Source organism: Paenibacillus glacialis (assembly GCF_001637205.1).
Lineage (GTDB): Bacteria > Bacillota > Bacilli > Paenibacillales > Paenibacillaceae > Paenibacillus_AQ > Paenibacillus_AQ glacialis.
Genome location: NZ_LVJH01000048.1, coordinates 1 through 18,627, shown reverse-complemented (window position 1 = coordinate 18,627; position 18,627 = coordinate 1). Strand labels below are relative to the sequence as shown.

The window sequence follows — 18,627 nt, the reverse complement described above, 5'->3', positions numbered from 1 at the left end:
CAAAGCGAAGCTATACTTGTTGATTTAATATTCTATGATCTTTTTATTGATAGTTTATAATTGACTTACAAAGGTTTTTTACCACATGCAATAATAAAGTTCATCATCGCATACGCGTCAGAAGAATTATTGATTGCCTCAGAAGCTTGTTTTAATTGTTCAAATTCATCTGAAGTAATCACACCATTTCTATAAAAATGCACAAAACGATTAATATCAAATTGTCGTTTAAATCCATCAATCCCATGCACATCGCTATGTTGAATTACTGAATCAATATCTATATCTATATATCCACTCTTTAATAAGAGGCGTGGTAAACTTCTACCTATTAATCGATTTCCACCTTTTTGTGCAACATAATCCGAGATTTTCTTTAAAATGTTATGTAGTAATGGGATTTCTGGGTTTACCGTACCAAAAACCCCATCGTCATTATCAATGATTACTAATCTCCCACCAGGCTTTAGTACTCGATATATCTCTCGTGCCGCCTCAAGTGGATTATTTAAATGGAGAAAAATTAATCTTGCTATTACAAAATCAAATGAATTATCTGGTAGATCAGTATTATAAATCGATGATTCTACAAATTTTATTCGTTCAGAAGAAACGTCTTTTAGTAATTTTTTGGCTTGTTCTTGTAATGTATTGTCTATTTCGAGAGAGGTAATATGACTGTCTGGTAAGCTATTAAGTAATTGCTCAGTTACATATCCAGGTCCGCTACCAACTTCTAATACGCTCATACCATTTTGTAATCCATACCACTTTAAGGTTCGGAACTCTTTATCCCAACTCATAGTTACTTGTACTCTTAATCGCTCTACTTCCTCTTGAAAACCTAAGATAGCACTTTGGATATTGTAAGTTGAACGCTGGTCTTTCATACGGTTCCTCCAAATCTTGTTTTTGGTTGCGGGGATTTCTTTAACGTTTGGCATTCCTGACGTTCAAGCAGCATAAGTGACCGAAGGAAACGGGTCGTCAGACTTAGCTGGTTGGATGTGTTGCCTGAATATGCTTCTCCGAAACCCATCCTGGCGACCAAGGAACATCAGCGATGCCGTAGAATGTAATGTTATCAGATGTCGTGGTCACCTTTGAGTAACCTTCAAAAAAGTTCTAAGGGTCTTCAACTATAGGTGTTATCTTCACTTCATTGGGATTGCCTAAGACATATTCTTTGATAAAATATATATTTTTCTCATACCTATCGGTAATTTTTGTATCTCCAGAGACAATTTCAAATGTGTCTGCTTTCTCTTGATTTATTATTCCACACATAATAAGATACCCATCTATGATGGCATATTGTAATCCTTTATTGTGTTAACTATCTTTAAATTTGAATACTAATTTCCCTGTGAAATGTACTTTGTATTTATTTTTATGTTCTTCATAAACTATATAACTGTTAGATTCACCCGTATTTTTATACTCATATGAATACAAAAAAACAAGATACTTACCAATTTTTTTGTCTTGTTGAATTTGTATATTTGAAACATTTTTCTTACCTTCGGCACTTTTATATATCCGACTGATAATATCATTCGGTAATTCTTCAACTTTATAAGTTTTATTTATGTTGTAATAAAATACTGCAATAAAGATACCTAGAATTATAAACAGTGATCCCACTATCACTCTTGGCTTAATAGGCATTTTTATCTCCTTAGGTTTTTAAAATGTCATACCTCGATTTCCGATAACGTTGTGCATTCCTGACGTTCCAGCAGCTTAAGTGACCGTAAGGAACGGGTCGTCAGACTTAGCTGGTTGGATGTATCGCCTGAATATACTTCTTGGAAATCCTTCTTAGCGATCAAGAGCGAATGCCCTCAGTAAGAATGTTGTGTTAGGCGAAGGTACCTTGAGCTACTTACATTCATTTTATTATCAGTTTTATAAATTCTTCTTCAAACATCTTCAATACCCGTTCTTTATTCATTTGTTCTTTAAATTTATACCATTGTTCTAATAGTTCTCGGTCATCTGATACTGTATCCTTAAATCTTCTAAATACTCCTTTACCTCCACTAAGTGCACGTTCAATAGACCTCTTCATCTTCTGATCTTGAATAGTTTCGGTGAACTTCTCCATATCCTCAAAAGATTGCCTGGACTCAATCTTCGGAACTCTGATATAACGTTCACCAAATTCTTCTTCTATACACTCAGCAAGTACAGGATCTACTTCAATATCATCACCTAACATTCCAACTTCTCCTGTATGTTTATCAAAGAAATAAGAGATCTTAATACTGGTATTTTCACTCGCAAAAACGAGTTCGTCAAACTGAGTTTGTGTTAACTTGATAAGTTCTAGCTCCACAGATACCACCTACTCACATAATATTTCACTGTACTTTCGCCAAACGCATTTGTGTTCACGACCATTCCCCTTAGATAGCTCATATCTTAGGGAAATGGTTGTGTCCAGCTGATTCTTCTTCCTTACCTATGTAATCTCATCTCCGAGACTTCCTCAATACTTCTGCCCGGACCAAGGAGCACTAGCGACGATGCTTGAACACTTTGTTAGGCGATGCCATTGCCTTGATTATTCTGAATTATAAATTAATTCATCAATTTTACTTGGTATTTCTGCTGTTCCATTTGATTTATTACTCATGACATGTGCTCTAATACTACTCTTGACATATACTGAAGAGACCATCATTGCACCTGGTTCACCACCCATAACATAATACTTAAATATTTCGTCACCAATAATAGTCATCCAAACGCCGTAACCATAATTCTGGAAATCATCTATTTCGACTTGTGGCGATAACATTCTTATGGTTGTTTCCTCCTTTAATAATTTATGACCCATAAGTCCTGACCAGAAGTTATTTAAATCATAAGTTGTAGTATATGCCCCTCCATCCGCTCCACCGATGATAGGCACTGAATATATATTCGTTCTCCATTCTTTGCTCTTTTGATCCTCAATGTATCCTATTGCTGTTCGATTAGGTAACTGATCCATTCGGAAGTATCCAGAATTTTTCATATTACACACATCTAAAATATTTCTTTGGATATATGTTATAAAATTCATACCACTTATTTGCTCAACAATTAGGCCAAGCAGAATAAATCCAGCATTACAGTATGAGAATCGTTCGCCAGGTTGAAACTTCATTTCTTTTTCTTGAAACAAGGGCAAAAAGTCTTTAGAAGTAAACACCCGATACATCGGATAATTCTCCCATAACTTTTCATAATCCGTCATGAATTCTTCATCAAAGTAGTCAGGTATACCCGAAGTGTGGGTGAGTAAATGATGGATTGTAATATCACTACTGAATATTGGAAATGAAATATCTATGCACTCTTTAATTAATGTGTCAAAAGTAATAAATCCTCGTTCCACAAGTTGGCATATCGCTACTGCTGTAAATATTTTAGAACCTGAAGCCACTGTGAATCTGGTGTCCATTGTGTTTTTAATTAACTCTCTTCGATCTGCATAATCGTAGCTAGATTTAAAAAGATCATTTCCATCCCTCTTTATTAATATTGAACCTGAGAATTTAGAGATTGCTGTTTCAACATCTAGTAATTTTTCTAATTCTTTTGAAATTATCATTTGAAGTTTCCTTTCTATGTTTAAAGGTGGTTTCGCCTAACGTTCGCGCATTACCGACGTCCAATCGGCTTAAGGACCGCAGGTTCGGGTGGCTCTGCCACTTAGCCGGTTGGATGTGTCACCTGAATTAACTTTCGAAACTTCCTCCTGGTGACCAAGGGAGCGTAGCGACCGCTGTGGTAATCCAATGTTAGGTGATGTATTCGTGTCTTCCTCGAATTATCCATCTAAAAATCCCTGAATCTATAGGTCCTTATATACGAATTCTCTGTACTTGATGTATCCATTCTTCTCGTAAAAATTCTTAGCAATACCATTGTTAGACCAATAATCTAATGACCTATTGGTTTTACTTTCTCTATATGTTTTCATTAATTCCATTAGAGGTATTGAATTTAAATGATATGAAAGATGAAGGAAGAAATATTAGAACAGTTACAACATCAGTAAACAACGGGAATTCATTATCAACATAATTAGGCCAAAAATTAATTACACCTATTAATGGAAATATAAGAGATATTACAATCCATATTCTGTATAAAGTCGTCAAATTATTAATCACCCGCAAAAATATTTAGGTTACAACATTGTGGCATCAATATTCTGTAATTCTTGATTGAGTTAATTTTTATGTTCGTGCTCTTTAGTTTGTTGGATTTGCATACCACAGCTCCCTGAGCGGCTATGATTGTTTATATTATGTTTCATACGAATATTTCATCTAACGTACCCGCATTCCTGACGTCCGAGCGGCTTAAGGCACGTAGTGCCGGGTCGTCAGACTTAGCCGGTTGGATGTGTCGCCTGTATTACCTTCTCTGAAATCCCTCTCGGCGACCGAGGAGCGAACGCGACGATGTAGGAATGCTTTGTTATAGGATGTCAGCGCCTTCTTCGAAATATCAACATCATTTACTTTTAACTATCGTATCGTTCGGTTCAAGTAAAATATTTCTTGAAATTATTTACTTGATACTTCTTCATGATTAATATCTTCAATGATTTCTTTAGTATCATCTTCTTTTACCACCATTACTTCCACATCTTTAATCGGACTAATTGCATACCAAAACCTCTTGCCCTCTTCAACATTAATGATTTTTGCAGGTTCATCACCTGCATATACTTCGCTAATTGCATTGCCACTTATTGTACCTGAATATATAAAAGGTGTTTGATTCATTGAAGACCATTTAACTGGGGAATTCCATTCAGCCCCTCTTGTTTGTCTCCATTGCCATTGATTATCCTCTTTCTCAAAGTAAGCTATAAACATCTGTTCTCCACGTTCATTATTTTCTTTGAAAACTGCCAATGCATCATTTTGATGTGCCACATCAAACTCCTTGTGAACGAGCTTATAGAAATAATCATCTTCACCAATATGCATATTCTCCATTTTTTCATGAAAGAAAGTTTCAAATGTTTGTTGTTGTGAACAACCAACAATTAAAAATAACAAAAAGGCTGATATTACTAAATATATAAATTTCAATTTCAATTCTCCCCCTTATCAATTAATCGTTAAAATTTTCTGAGGTTGTAGCAGCTTTTTATCCGTTATTCTATTCAGCAAAGGATTAACTAAGTTTTAATTTTTTTTTTTATTTCTTGTGCTGATTTCCTATAACGGATTTGTGTTCAAGACGACCATTCCCCTTAGATAGCTCTTATCTTAGGGGAATGGTTGTGTCCGGCCGATTCTTCTTCCTTGCTTATGTAATCTCATCTTTGAGTCTTCTTCAATACCTCTGTCGGGCCAAGGAGCGCTAGCGACAATGCTTGCACACGTTGTTAAGCGATGGGATCTTGTGACACTTTCATATGCTACTTGAGATCCCTCCTTGTTCAATTCTCTTATTTCTTATTCTTTACTTTACTTATGTTTACCTGCCCTTAGGCACTTTTCTTTTTTATAGCCGCAGCCTCTTCTTCGAAATCCCTCGATTAATTTCTTGTCTCTCTTAACAAGGAGTATCATGTACCAGATTCCTTGTGTTATTGCTGTTGTTTTCTTTCCTCTCACTTATCTTTTTCGATCTTTATCAAACTTCATCCTGTCGCTTAACGTTCACGCATTACCGACGTCCAAACTGCTTAAGGACCGTAGGACTTAGCTGGTTGGATGTGTCACCGGAATTAACTTCTACGAAACTTCTTCCGGGTGACCAAGGGAGCGTAGCGACCGCTGTGGTAATGTAATGTTAACTGATGCTCCTTCTTCTTCGATTTACCCAACAAAATTACTTGTTCTGTTTTTTACGTGTTTCCTTCTTTAACGATCTTACCGATTCAAGCGACTTGTCTCATGGCTGACCCCAATAATACTAATATCTCTGCTCTTGCAGATGCTGAGAAACGCATTCCAAATTTTTGCCTGAGTAAAATAGCATCGAGCATGGTAGGTTCTTTTGGGTTCCCGAATCGTTTATTTATGGGCAAGTTAGAATAGCTCATTCAACCACTCTGCGAATCGTTCTTTTTCCTCGAACTGCGGATAATGAGCCGACTCTTCAAATACAACAAAATCTTTTACTGGTGCCTCAAGTACATCAAAATAATCTCGTGCCGCATTCACAGTTGTCATATAATCATATTTTCCCATAACAAAATAAGTAGGAATATCCAGGTGGTCAACAATGTTGGGTAAATGGTTTGCTAATACTTCTCTCATCAAGATGTCTTGTGAACCTAGAACCCCCTTATAAAAGCGAATCACATCCAGCCCATTGTATTCAGGATTTAGAAAAAACCCTAAATTATAATCCCTATTTTCGTTGATGAGCCTAGCTGCGCCACCATATTTTTGAAGTAGAATTCTAGGTGTAAACCCCTCTCCTCGCTCAATCGAGTCTCGAAGAAGCTCTAAGCTTTTCACGTCCTCTAAATTACTAGCTTGTTTCGCCTGTTCCATCGTATATTCCAAGCTTTCCGACTCACTCTGAACCGTATCTGCCATTTGTCCAATTCCTATATAAGCATTAAATTTATCAGGTGCCTTAGCCGCAGCCTTCATCCCTATATATGTACCAAATGAATGACCAATCAACACAACCTTATCTTGTCCTAACTCCTCAGTAACATAATCCGTTAATGCCAACAAATCATCTACTAGCAAATCTGTTGTCAAATTCGAATAATTCGCAAAGAAATGATAGGACTTCCCGCTCCCACGTTGATCATAATGCACAACAGTAAAATGTTGCTCAAGCTCCTGCTGATACTTCCTCACGTAAGGAATCTCGGAGCAGCCAGGTCCACCGTGCACAAAAATAATGATTGGATTGTTCCGATCAACTCCCCTAATCATGACCTCATGTCCTTCACCGTTGAGCTTAACCTGTCCTAACGTACTGATGCTGTTCTCACCTTTAATTTCAGGTGTCCATGTGGGAAATATCAAAGCTAGTATAGCTATTAAAACGATAATAAGCATGGTGCGTTTGAATATTTTAACTAATTTTCTACGCATGTGATGGCTCCTCAAAGGGATATAGTTTTACAATATTTCTATTAAAGGTAACGGAAACTTTCCGTATCAATATTTCGTACTATTGTTCTTGGCACTACCAAATCTATTATATTTTTCAAAAGGAGTTTCAGTTAACGTATCGCATTACTGACGTTCAAGCGGCTTAAGGACCATAGGTCTGGGTCGTCAGACTTAGCCGGTTGAATGTGTCGTCTGAATTAACTTCACTGAAATTCCCCTTGGCGACCGAGGAGCGCAGGCGACGATGTAGGAATGTTTTGTTAGACGAAGGATCACACTTCCTTGAATAAACTATCAAAATACTCTCTATGATAATTCACTATCCAATCATTATATTTAACGTAGAGATGTCTTATTTGTTCTTTAGAAATAGAATAAATGATACACCCTCTATCATCATACATATTAAATACAATTTCCTTATTCTCACTAATGAAATATACCCTTTGACCTATAGATGGTTTTCTCCCCTGCTCATAGTGACTAATTCCTTCAAGTATTTCTTTGTATCGAAAAGATGAAACTAGTCCCTCAGAGACTTTGACCTGATATTCATGTTTAATTTCTATTTTATTCCCTTCATCATCCTCGTCCTCATCTAACTCAAATAATGTTTCCTCTTCCATCCTTTTTCCATTCAATAGTTCGTAAATATATTCAGGTGTTGTATTTCCAAACATAGGATCTTCTTTGTTGCCCCAATCTTTGATAAGAACATAAATAAAATCACTTTGGTTAAATGTTTCTTCAAATATTGCTACCACTCTTTTGTTTACTTGTTTAATTCTTCGATTCGATCCATTACGGAATGGTTCTCCCAACTCAAATCTAACATGTATATCACTTCCGATATCCGGAAAATTATTATCAAAATATTCAATAATTTCTCGTATCATTTTGCCTCCTGTATTTCTTGATTTATTCCTTCTTGTGATCTTTCGTCTAACGTTTTCGTGTTCACGGCGCCGAGAGGCTTAAGGTCGCGCAGCGACCGGGTCCGACAGGACTTAGCCTCGCAGGTGTGTCCGCCTGATTCATCTTCCCCGAATTCCATCTGGCGGACCGAGGGACCGCGGACCCGAAGCGTGAATATATTGTTAGACGGAGTACATTGAATAGCTAAATATTATATGGTGGTGCTTCTGGTTTATTTTCCATGTCTTCCTCTAACTGCGATAATTGTTCGTCTTTAAGGTCATCTTCAAATTTATGAGCAATATATTTTGACAATTCTATTGGACCAACAAACTTTTGTATACCTGGAGCAATTAGAAATACTACTCCCTCACCAATGCGTTCTTTCCAAAGCTCTGGTTCAGAAGAAATTCTTACAATTGCATTTTGAACTCCATAAAAAGAACAATATAAGTTTAAGTTATTGTTATCTGCTATTAAAGCTATAACATGACCACCTGGCCAATTTAGGATTTGTTTTAACGAGTCTTCCGTTCCTCCTAAAAATCCACTTCCATGAAGTTTTAATTGCTGTCTTTCATTTAGGCTCTTTGTCCACATAAAAGTTCTCAACAAACTTGCAGAGGAACTAATAGTGAAATCGTCTGCGAGAAATAATGCTCCTATACCTAGAGCAATTTTTGCTAGAAATCTATCACCATAATGAGTTTTAATCATTACAGATAACTTATGCTGCTGTCCCGATAGTGATCTTAGTGTTTCGTGCAATTGCGATAATTCTTCAGGAATATCTGAAAATCTCCCTCCAAGCGGAGTTGGACCATTACCTAAATTTTCTTAAATTGTTCAACAAAAGAAAAAATAATAGTCTTATGCCATGCTGGATTATTTGAACGAACAAATAGAAATGAAAAACCTGGGTCAACGTCTTTTTGTTTTGCATATGTAGGAATACCTACCATAGGCGATATATCGTCGATTTCAGGATATGGTTCATGAAAATGATAGATAGTGTCTCCAGTCGGGCCTAACCACATTTCGCAGATCTTATCACCAAATTTGATATCGTCTAGAATACCAAAATATGAAAGTGGCAATATCGGGTGTCTACTTATATCAGCATATTTAGCTATCTCTGACGACTTAACATTTGAAGTAAGCCAATTCTTAATAAAGGGACCGTCAATATACGCACCACATAGATTGTTACATCTCTTACATACTCTATCTAAAGAAAAAGGATTGGTCGGAAATAAATTCCCCCCTATTGCTTTTGGAATTACGTGTTCTTGTGTCATTTCGTCAGTATCTTTTTCTTTATTGCAATAAACGCAAATAGCCAACTTGATAACCCCCTCAAAAATAATAAATAGATCGTATTTCGTCTAACGTTCGCGCATTACCGACGTCCAAACTGCTTAAGGACCGTAGGTCCGGGTGGCTTCGCCACTTAGCTGGTTGGATGTGTCACCTGAAATCACTTCGACGAGACTTCCTCTTGGTGACCAAGGGAGCGTAGCGACCGCCGTGGTAATATACTGTTAGATAAAGTTATTGACTTCTGTGAATTTCCCCGCAATTATCTCTAATTCTTTAGTTATACGAATTATAAATTTAGTTAGTCTGTATCTGTGTCTTTATTGATCACGACATCAATTCTTATTCCTACTTTTTTTATCACTTTATGATGAATCTGAAGTCCACAAATGATAAACCTTCATTCTCAATCGCTCTTAAATTAATAGATTAGCCAACAACTAAAAACAATAATAGTAAATAAAATAGAAACGATCAATGAAGCTAATTGAACGATATAACCTTTTGACTCTTTATTATATTTCCATTCCATGAAGGCACGATAAGCACAAATGAATGTGATCAAAAGATCAAAAATTAGATTTGGCTCATCCATTGGTGTTAAAAATATAGAAGCTATCAAAAGTATTACTAAAATAATTAAAATCCAATTATAGACTTTACCAACTTCAGTATCGCTAATTTTACGATCAGACGTTAATATTACTTTGTCCAATGCGAACTGAAGTACACAGAGTATGATCACAAATACAGCGATTGCATTCATAATTCCCCCCTTTCTTTTGAAATTTATTATTCTATAGAAAATTTTAGATCATATCTCTCAGTTCTCTTTCACTACCTTTCTCTGAACGAAGGACCATTCGATTGGGATAGCAATCTATCTCAACTAATATGGTTTTCACCGCCCTTCTCTATTTTTAAGGTTTAACATCCCCAATAATTTCATCTAACGTTTTGTATCTACGAACCCGAGAGGCTTAAAGGAGCATACGCTCCTGGGTCCGAAGGACTTGGCCTCGCAGGGTTGTGAGCTGAATCGGCTTCCCTGCCTACCTCGTCTTACGAACCAAGGGCGTAGCCCGTAGCGTAGATATGGTGTTATCTGATGGGAACGCCTTCTTCGAAATCTCTAGCATCAAATGTTCTCTTCATCATTATTATTTATTTTCTTGTTAATTGTCTTTATAATGATTTTGAACTTACTATCTTTTTTAAATCTATAAGTCTTATCAATGAATTTTATCTTTCTAGCTATATTAAAGGCTTCACTTGCAGAAACACCTTCTCTGATTTGATTTCCTTGTTCATCAAATAAACGAACATTAGTCCACATCAACTCAAGAGTTTTTGCTACTTGTTCTGCTACTCCTTTATCTTCATACTTCCAGATTACTCTATCTCTAATATGCTCCGGAAGCCATTGCACCCTGAATTTAATTAATCGTTTATAAGGCATATATTTCTCGATTCGTTTTCCGTCTCTAGCCATTCCATACACTTTTGGGTTCTCAGCCATTCCGTGACAAAATAAAATATATACCTTTGCTCCAACTCTAAGTTGATTGTCTTTTACCACATTCGCAACAACAGCATACATTGGTCGGACCTCCATGAACAAACTAAATAGTTTGTGAAGTCTTTAATAATCTTGCGTTCCTTTCAGATAACGTTTGGGTATTCACGAACCCTCACTGGCTTAAGGCGCGTGAGCGCCGGGTCCGACGGACTTAGCCAGTGCAGGGTTGTCACCTGAATCCACTTCTCCGAAATCCCCCTTGGTGACCAAGGCCGTAAGGCCCGCAGCGTGAATATGGTGTTATGTGAAGGTTCTGACTTCTATGAATTAACCACAAAATCGTTTCTTACTTGATTTATTGATTTCTTTAATGATTCACTTGTTTTTACCTCAATTACTACAGATAAATCATGGTCATATGCAAATTGGAGCCTATCATTTATTGGAATGGTACCGGTATATAGCTCCTGATGATCAGATTTACCATTGTAGTCATGAAGATGCATATGCTTTATACGATCCTTAAATCTCATGAATGTTGGTTCTTCAAAATAATTAGCCTTTGCATCGTGCCCGACATCCCAAGTAAGATTAAAATTTTCAAACGATTTTAACATTTCTAATGCATTACTGATAAAAGGTAAATGAAAATTACAAGTGTTCTCAATACACAATTCAACACCTGTTGATTCGGCGATCGTATATAAATTGGTATAAGATTCATACAACACTTGTTTAAATTCTGTTTGATATTGTTCATTAATCCATGTTTTTTGATGGGGTAACGTAAAATAAATCCCATTATTCAAATGCATATTAAGAGTTGTTATCTCAGCCATGTTTGCCCACTCAATTGTTTCTTTACATCTCTCTAGATGTCCTCTTCTTATTGAAGGATGAAATGAAGACAGATCCAATTCTTCTGGCAAATGAATAGTAAATTGGATTCCGTAATCCTTCTTAATTCTTCTGATTTCTTTATAATCTAGACTCTCAGGCATACAAATTGGTAGATTCATGTTCAATTCAATAAAATCTAGTCTTAAGTCATGACAAAGTTTTACATTCTGTTCTAGTGTGTTAAATTCTATCAAAGAAGGCATCCCTAACTTCATAGTAATTCTCTCCAATCTCAAACATAGTTTTAAGATTGATTTACATAGTTTTCAGAACTTTCACATAACGTTCGCGCATTACCGACGTCCAAACAGCTTAAGGACCGTAGGTCCGGGTGGCTATGCCACTTAGCTGGTTGGATGTGTCACCTGAATTAACTTCTATGAACTTCCTCCTAGTGACCAAAGGAGCGTAGCGACTGCTGTGATAATGCAATGTTATGTGATGCCAGTGACTTCTTTGAATAATCCTACATTTCTTAGTTCCTTAATATTTCTATATTTCCTTCCTTTAAATCTATAAATACAGGTTTTTGGACGCTATTAATTTTCTCTATTTCTATGTCTTCACTCAATTGTAATGATTCATTATTTTTGTCATTGTAGATAAGCGTCCCATCATCCTCTACGAGTCCATTACTTAAATCAGCTATAACATTAAATAAGAACATTACAAAAACAACTTTATTTCCATCTGGATACTGATATTCCATTCGGGGACCTGTATATACTGAAGACAATTTATATTCTTTAATTTCTAAACCAGTCTCTTCCTTAACTTCCCTAATCATTGTTTCTTCTATTGTCTCTCCAGCTTCCATACCACCTCCAGGTAATCCCCAATCTCCATAATCCGATCGTTTCTGTAATAGTATTCTTCCTCTATCATCTTTAATAATTGCTCCACCCGTAACAATAATATTTTTTGCCATGTTTTTGTCCTCTTATGGTTTTATTATTTGTCTTATTTCCACTGGTTTCACATAACGTTTGGCATTCCTGACGTTCAAGCGGCTTAAGGACCGCAGGTCCGGGTGGCTCCGCCACTTAGCCGATTGGATGTGTAGCCTGAATAACCCCCTTTGAAATCCTTCTTGGCGATCAAGGGCGAATGCCCGCAGTAGGAATGCGTTGTTATCAGATGTGATTGCCTTCTTCGAGTTACTCTACAACTCACTTCATTAGTTACTTCATTTCTCTTCGTTCTTTATATTTCTTTATAAAATTCTACTCTGAATGCGCCGCAATCTCTTTGATCAAAACCTAGCCTAGAGTCGGTTCTTAAATTATTTACTATTTCCTAATCTTCATGTTTCATTAGGGTAACCTAGCTTGGAACACAAACTAACTATGTATTTCAGATATTATCATATTTACATTTCTTGTTGTATTGAACTATACAAATATCCCCTTTTCATAGTTAGAGAGTGCTTAGAAAAAGGGGATGTATTTTGCGCAGAAAATGCTTATTATATACGTTAAATAAATCGAACATAAGTTATCGCTTATAGACAGGCTGTTCTAGAGTAATAGGATTCGGATTGCTGAGTACCCAATGCACTGACAGCTCACACAGTCTCGCAGGTTCAACACTACCATTTCCGTTGTGAAGTTCTTTCGCTAATGTTACTGCCTCTTGAAGTGCAGCTGCATTTAATGGTGTGCCCAAGCTAAAATAATGTATTAAAGTATTGAGCATTTTACGATATTGATTATCCCAGTTGATACCGCCATTATCTAAAATTTCGTATGACACTTTACCTGTAATACGGATAACCTCACCCTGTACGGTTTTCGCATGTCCTTTTGAAGGAATTAGTAAATTCCAGAGTTCATTATGTTGCGCCTGCCAACCCTTTGTTGTTACTGTTATTGAAGAGGCATCGTCGTGCATCTTTCGCTTCTCTACTGGAGGAACATCAAATAGCTCATATAGACGTAAAAGTGCCTCATCGGTTTGATTCAAATATTCTTTATTAAAGCCATCTCTATGAAATTCAAAGTCGCTTCCGATTCGCTTAATAAAGTCTTTCATTTCCGGCATTACTACTGTTTTAGCGTTAAGCAAAATATCGGCAACTTCCGCCATATTGACAATATCCGCGTTTCTGCAACATGCCAAAGCTTTTGCTAATGGAGTCTGTTTCATCTTATTTTCTGCATTGATATTTGCTCCTTTAGTAACCAACGTTTGAACCGCTTTTGGTTTAAATGAACCTGCGGCGGCAAATAATGGCGTCTCGTTTTGATAATCAATGGCTTCTATATCTGCACCCAAATCAAGCAGTAATTCAGTATTACCGTTCCAACTCATTGCATGTTTGTGCAAAGGCGTTTTTCTGTAATTGTCTCTAGCATTTATATCAGCACCCTGTTCCACGAGCCAGCGAACCAATTCATTCGGTATATTGAAAAAGCTCAAGGCTGTTGATTTACTGTAACCGCCACGGGCATCCAATTCGCATTGGGTAAATACTTCTTTTAATGCTGATATGTCGCCTGCATTAATTAGTTCATCGAAATTTTTCGGTAAGGTTTTTTTCTTCTTGCCCATACGTGCTTTCTCTCCTTACGTTAGAATTTATAAATTTTCTTCATCACCATATAAACTCTACATTTTACCATCTTTTTAATTTTTGTAGTATTAATAAAAATTGCGCTTGAAGTCAAGTTTCTACAATATATCTTTTTACATTATCTTGCAATCATTTCTGATAACGTATCCGCATTTCTGACGTTCAATCGGCTTAAGACACGAAGTGCCGGGTCGTCAGACTTAGCCGGATGAATGTGTCGCCTGATTCCACTTCATAGAAAATCCCCTTGGCGACCAAGGAGCGACAGCGACGACGCTGAAATGTAATGTTATATGACGTTACTGACTACTCCGAATCACTTACAAATCCGTACTTGGGTTTCCAATGCATTACTCTTTGAGATGTGGATTTGAAGTTATTTTTCATATAAAATTCTTGATCGTTTTCATCACAAAATAATGAAATTATATGAATATCTTTTAATTCTCTTAACATTACTTCAATTAATTCCCTACCAATTCCTTGATTTCTGTATTCATCATCTACACAAACATCTTCAAGATAGGCTCTAAATCTTCCATCTGTTAATACCCTGCAAAATCCTATTAATTTATTCTCATTCCATACCCCTAGTGCAATACCTTGCACTAAAATATGTTTAATATCTTCTAGGGATCTTTCAGGCCACCAACCAACGTTATTATATAAATCCTTTAATTGTTGTGAGGAAATAGACCTTTCTGAATTCAAAATATATTTTATTGTCATTATTCACCTCTCTTAATCTGAACGTTCTTGATAACCATTCAGTAATGTCGTATAACGTTTCCGCATCTGCGACCCGGCCTTAGATAGCTCTTATCTTAGGCCGGGTCGTGTGTTGTCTGAGATAGCTCCTAAGATTATACACCTGACAACCAAGGGGCGAATGCCCCGCAGCGCAGATGCTTTGTTAGGTGATGTCAGTTGACCTCTTCGATTAAACCCAGTCCCTCTTTGACTATTCTTAAAAAATATTCTTTATGTTCTGGATGACATGCAATTAAATATGGCTCTTCATTCATTCCATTAAAGGGGTTGCCTTCAAAATCTATGACAATCCCTCCTGCTTCTTTAACCATTAATATCCCAGAGTATAAATCATCTCCCTCTGAGTTATATAATACAATTCCATCTATATCTCCTTTTGCCAGCATGCACCATTGCAACGTTGGAGCCCATAATCTTATCATTCTTTTAAAATGAAGATCTAAATGCTGGCGCAATCTGACAGCATTCTCATCGTTTTGTACCTTATGACCCTGAATCCAAGCAATTGTACCTTTTTTTATCTCCTCTTTCTTCTTAACTTGCAACTGTTCATTATTACAAAATGATCCTTCTTCTTTACTGGTTATATAGAGTCGGTTTACTAGCGGTTCATAAACGACGCCTAGAACCGGTTCTGATCTATACATTAATGTTATCGATATTGAAAAAACCGGCAGACCAATGGCAAAGTTATTCGTTCCATCCAATGGGTCAATCATCCAAATCCAGTCACTTGTCTTTCCGTTATTGCCACTCTCTTCACTATCGATTTGATGTTCTGGAAACACATCCAAGATTTCATCCAATATAATTTTCTCTGCTTTATGGTCAACATCAGTAACAATATCACCATAGATATCCTTTTCCTGAAGATCAATACCTTTATCAAAGTAATCTTTTGCTACTTGACCAGCTTTCAATATTGCTGTAATTGAGAGCTCTCTTGCAACTCGAATGATATCTTCTTCCATGATTCACCTCAACAATAATTTTTACAACTGATTTCACCTAACGTTTGGCATTCCTGACGTTCAAGCAGCTTAAGTGACCAACGGGAACGGGTCGGCAGACTTAGCTGGTTGGATGTGTCGCCTGAATCCGCTTCTCCGACATTCCTCTTGGCGACCGAGGAGCGTAAGCGACGACGTAGGAATGTTTTGTTAGGTGAAGTCTTCGACTTCATTGAATTACCCTTTCAAAATCTCTCCATATTACTTTTTTAATCCTACCTTTTGTTATTATATATTTCTTGATTTTATAGCCTTATAAATAATAGTGCCCAATAGCACTACACTGATTATTACACATGATAATTCAATATATTGGTTTTGAACATTCGGCAAAAGTAATGTACTAGCAATTACAATTAAGCCGATGTTCCCTATAATATGCTCATTATCCTTAATAAAGACACGATAAAATATAATTGAATATATAAAAGCAGACCAAACAATCGGAAATATGGCAAGAAAAGTATCCATCATATTCCTCCTTCGATTTTCATTTCCTCAGTTTTTTATTATGGATTTCTAAGGTCTTCTGCAGTATTTCGAAGATTTCACATAACGTTTGGCATTCCTGACGTTCAAGCAGCTTAAGGACCGTAGGTCCGGGTCGTCAGACTTAGCTGGTTGAATGTATCGCCTGAATATACTCCTTGAAAATCCTTCTAGCGATCAAGGGCGAATGCCCGCAGTAGGAATGTGGTGTTAGGTGAAGTTATTTCTCTTCCTCGATATGCTAAAAAAGAATTGGTCTAGTCATCCAATCATTAATCTCAATTGGACCTTTTACTTGCATTAATCCATAGAAGAATCTATAGGTATTCCTTATCAGTGATAGATTTGGAAAGGGAGTTACTGATTGATATCCTAACTTAAATGAAGTCGCAGTTTCTTGATTAAAATTATACTCTAGTGCTATTAAATCAAACTCTTTTGGTCCTATCACATAGGCTTCTGTATCTACAATTGAAGTTACTCTTGTTCCATCGGATAATATCTGCCTTGAATCCATATCAACCATAATAAAAGCAGCAAAATCTGGAGATGGTAATGATGTTACCTCATCCTTATAGGTCTCCCAAAAATCAGCTATGACTTTATTGTCAGAATAGAATCGGGAAATTATCTTTTCAATAATTCCAAATAACCTCAAATGAAATTCATCCAAACTGTATCTGAGAGTTCCTTTTATGTTTCCGCACTTTGTAAATTTATTGCTATGTATTTCAGCTAGATCTCTGCCAAATTGATATGCAATAGAACTTGGTACATTCTTTAGATCAACTTTCTCACCAACCATCATGGTGACTACCACAAACTCTCTTCCATCTATTACTCCTTTACGAATACATTTTGGAATTGGAATTGGACTAACAAGTGAAAGTTCTTTATTAATAATTTCAAGATCAAATGTTTTGTTAAGTTCTACACCAAATAATTTGTTGCATCCAAATATAAAGGGAGCATCTGAGTCCTCACTAACACCGGAAGACCTAACAACAACATCTTCTTGAGAAGTTCTCACATGCCATACATCGCTTGCATGCCCACCAAGCTTAGTTACTGTTTGAATTTGTTCATTGAATAATGATTGGAGATTCATAATTTTGTCCTTTCTGCTTTTAGAAATAATTTCACCTAACGTTCCCGTATTCACGACGCCCAGCGAATGCTGGGTGTGTCCGGCTGTCTCTACTTCCCCGAAATCCTTCTGCCGGACCGAGGGCGTATGCCCGATGCGTGAATATAATGTTGGTATTCTCAGTTCATACCCGACTGGCTCGGGGATGGACTTTTTCTTTATACTGGAGAAAACACTGGGCTGAAAAACGTATGTTTTGTTGGGACATAGATCCCGCCAGATAAAGTGTTATAAGCCCTCGCCTTTTGTTCATACCCCGATTCAGCTGGTTGGGTCCTAGAACCCGAATCACCGTGCCAACCTGTGGAGAGCGAAAGTGCTGGCCCCAGTGAAATTAAGGAGGTTATATGGATCATCCTGTTCTAAGTATCGATGTTGCTAAGGGAAAAAGTATCGCTGCTGCTTTTCTTTCCTACCACGAATGTATGTACAAACCTTTTCCATTTTCCCATTCCAATGAAGGTCTTCATCATCTTCTAGCTATCTTGAAGCAAATGAGGACAGTCTCCGGTCAGGATCCAAAAGTGGTTTTAGAAGCCACAGGTAACTATTCCAAGCCTATCGCTTCTTTCTTTTCTTCGCATGGTTATTCCGTCATTGTTCTGAATCCGTTACTCACCCACCAACTGAAACAAAAAGCTGTTCGAAAGATAAAAACAGACCCCAGCGATGCCATTCGTATTGCTCAAGTCTTTTACTTACAATCTCCTCAGCCTCAATTGGAGCTAAGCGATCCTGTTCAACAGCTTCGTGTCATTTGTCGGCAATACCAGCATTGGACAGGACTCTATGGCGAGACACAGCTTCATTTCCGTGCCGTTCTAGACCTTCTCTTTCCTGGTTATGACAAGGCTTTTCACAAAGTCTGTAACCGTACTTCTCTTGAATTA

19 protein-coding genes are annotated in these 18,627 nt (G+C 36.9%); 1 reads left to right on the top strand and 18 read right to left on the bottom strand.

Going from position 1 to position 18,627, the window contains the following annotated elements:
• Positions 1–65: 65 nt before the first annotated feature.
• The 18 genes from PGLA_RS19665 to PGLA_RS19580 all read right to left on the bottom strand — a co-directional run bounded on the left by PGLA_RS19665 (position 66) and on the right by PGLA_RS19580 (position 17,752).
• Entirely contained in the window at positions 66–890 is an 825-nt protein-coding gene (locus PGLA_RS19665; protein WP_068536142.1) for a class I SAM-dependent methyltransferase, read from the bottom strand.
• A gap of 442 nt (positions 891–1,332) precedes the next feature.
• Entirely contained in the window at positions 1,333–1,668 is a 336-nt protein-coding gene (locus tag PGLA_RS19660; RefSeq protein WP_068536140.1) for a hypothetical protein, read from the bottom strand.
• Positions 1,669–1,891: 223 nt separating this feature from the next.
• Positions 1,892–2,338, bottom strand: a complete 447-nt coding sequence (locus PGLA_RS19655) for a UPF0158 family protein (protein WP_068536138.1) — start codon at positions 2,336–2,338, stop codon at positions 1,892–1,894.
• Between the two features lie 228 nt (positions 2,339–2,566).
• Complete coding sequence (locus tag PGLA_RS19650; protein WP_068536136.1) at positions 2,567–3,601, bottom strand: serine hydrolase domain-containing protein; 1,035 nt, start codon at positions 3,599–3,601, stop codon at positions 2,567–2,569.
• A gap of 964 nt (positions 3,602–4,565) precedes the next feature.
• Positions 4,566–5,105 carry a hypothetical protein gene (locus PGLA_RS19645; RefSeq protein ID WP_245700187.1) on the bottom strand — a complete coding sequence of 180 codons (540 nt, stop codon included), beginning with the start codon at positions 5,103–5,105 and terminating at the stop codon, positions 4,566–4,568.
• A gap of 942 nt (positions 5,106–6,047) precedes the next feature.
• Positions 6,048–7,076, bottom strand: coding sequence for an alpha/beta fold hydrolase (locus PGLA_RS19640; protein WP_068536132.1), 1,029 nt, complete (start codon positions 7,074–7,076; stop codon positions 6,048–6,050).
• Between the two features lie 293 nt (positions 7,077–7,369).
• Complete coding sequence (locus PGLA_RS19635; protein WP_068536130.1) at positions 7,370–7,993, bottom strand: DUF3885 domain-containing protein; 624 nt, start codon at positions 7,991–7,993, stop codon at positions 7,370–7,372.
• 223 nt (positions 7,994–8,216) lie between these two features.
• Positions 8,217–8,780 carry a hypothetical protein gene (locus PGLA_RS19630; protein WP_068536127.1) on the bottom strand — a complete coding sequence of 188 codons (564 nt, stop codon included), beginning with the start codon at positions 8,778–8,780 and terminating at the stop codon, positions 8,217–8,219.
• 59 nt (positions 8,781–8,839) lie between these two features.
• Positions 8,840–9,355, bottom strand: a complete 516-nt coding sequence (locus PGLA_RS19625) for an HNH endonuclease (RefSeq protein WP_068536125.1) — start codon at positions 9,353–9,355, stop codon at positions 8,840–8,842.
• A gap of 395 nt (positions 9,356–9,750) precedes the next feature.
• The gene (locus PGLA_RS19620; RefSeq protein ID WP_068536123.1) at positions 9,751–10,095 is read right to left on the bottom strand and encodes a DUF4181 domain-containing protein; all 345 of its coding nucleotides are present in this window, start codon (positions 10,093–10,095) and stop codon (positions 9,751–9,753) included.
• Between the two features lie 372 nt (positions 10,096–10,467).
• On the bottom strand, positions 10,468–10,929 hold the full coding sequence (locus PGLA_RS19615; protein WP_068536120.1) for a hypothetical protein: 462 nt from the start codon (positions 10,927–10,929) through the stop codon (positions 10,468–10,470).
• 239 nt (positions 10,930–11,168) lie between these two features.
• Complete coding sequence (locus PGLA_RS19610) at positions 11,169–11,963, bottom strand: sugar phosphate isomerase/epimerase family protein (RefSeq protein WP_068536118.1); 795 nt, start codon at positions 11,961–11,963, stop codon at positions 11,169–11,171.
• Positions 11,964–12,223: 260 nt separating this feature from the next.
• On the bottom strand, positions 12,224–12,676 hold the full coding sequence (locus PGLA_RS19605) for an NUDIX domain-containing protein (protein WP_068536116.1): 453 nt from the start codon (positions 12,674–12,676) through the stop codon (positions 12,224–12,226).
• Between the two features lie 566 nt (positions 12,677–13,242).
• Entirely contained in the window at positions 13,243–14,298 is a 1,056-nt protein-coding gene (locus PGLA_RS19600; protein WP_068536114.1) for an ankyrin repeat domain-containing protein, read from the bottom strand.
• Positions 14,299–14,626: 328 nt separating this feature from the next.
• Positions 14,627–15,049 carry a GNAT family N-acetyltransferase gene (locus PGLA_RS19595; protein WP_068536112.1) on the bottom strand — a complete coding sequence of 141 codons (423 nt, stop codon included), beginning with the start codon at positions 15,047–15,049 and terminating at the stop codon, positions 14,627–14,629.
• A 194-nt stretch (positions 15,050–15,243) separates the two neighbouring features.
• Positions 15,244–16,062, bottom strand: a complete 819-nt coding sequence (locus tag PGLA_RS19590) for an inositol monophosphatase family protein (RefSeq protein ID WP_068536110.1) — start codon at positions 16,060–16,062, stop codon at positions 15,244–15,246.
• Between the two features lie 8 nt (positions 16,063–16,070).
• Positions 16,071–16,274, bottom strand: a complete 204-nt coding sequence (locus PGLA_RS27585) for a hypothetical protein (protein WP_145939620.1) — start codon at positions 16,272–16,274, stop codon at positions 16,071–16,073.
• A 557-nt stretch (positions 16,275–16,831) separates the two neighbouring features.
• On the bottom strand, positions 16,832–17,752 hold the full coding sequence (locus tag PGLA_RS19580) for a hypothetical protein (protein WP_145939619.1): 921 nt from the start codon (positions 17,750–17,752) through the stop codon (positions 16,832–16,834).
• A gap of 332 nt (positions 17,753–18,084) precedes the next feature.
• Here PGLA_RS19580 and PGLA_RS19575 point away from each other — a divergent pair.
• A partial coding sequence (locus PGLA_RS19575; RefSeq protein ID WP_145939618.1) for an IS110 family transposase occupies positions 18,085–18,627 on the top strand: 543 nt, incomplete at its 3' end.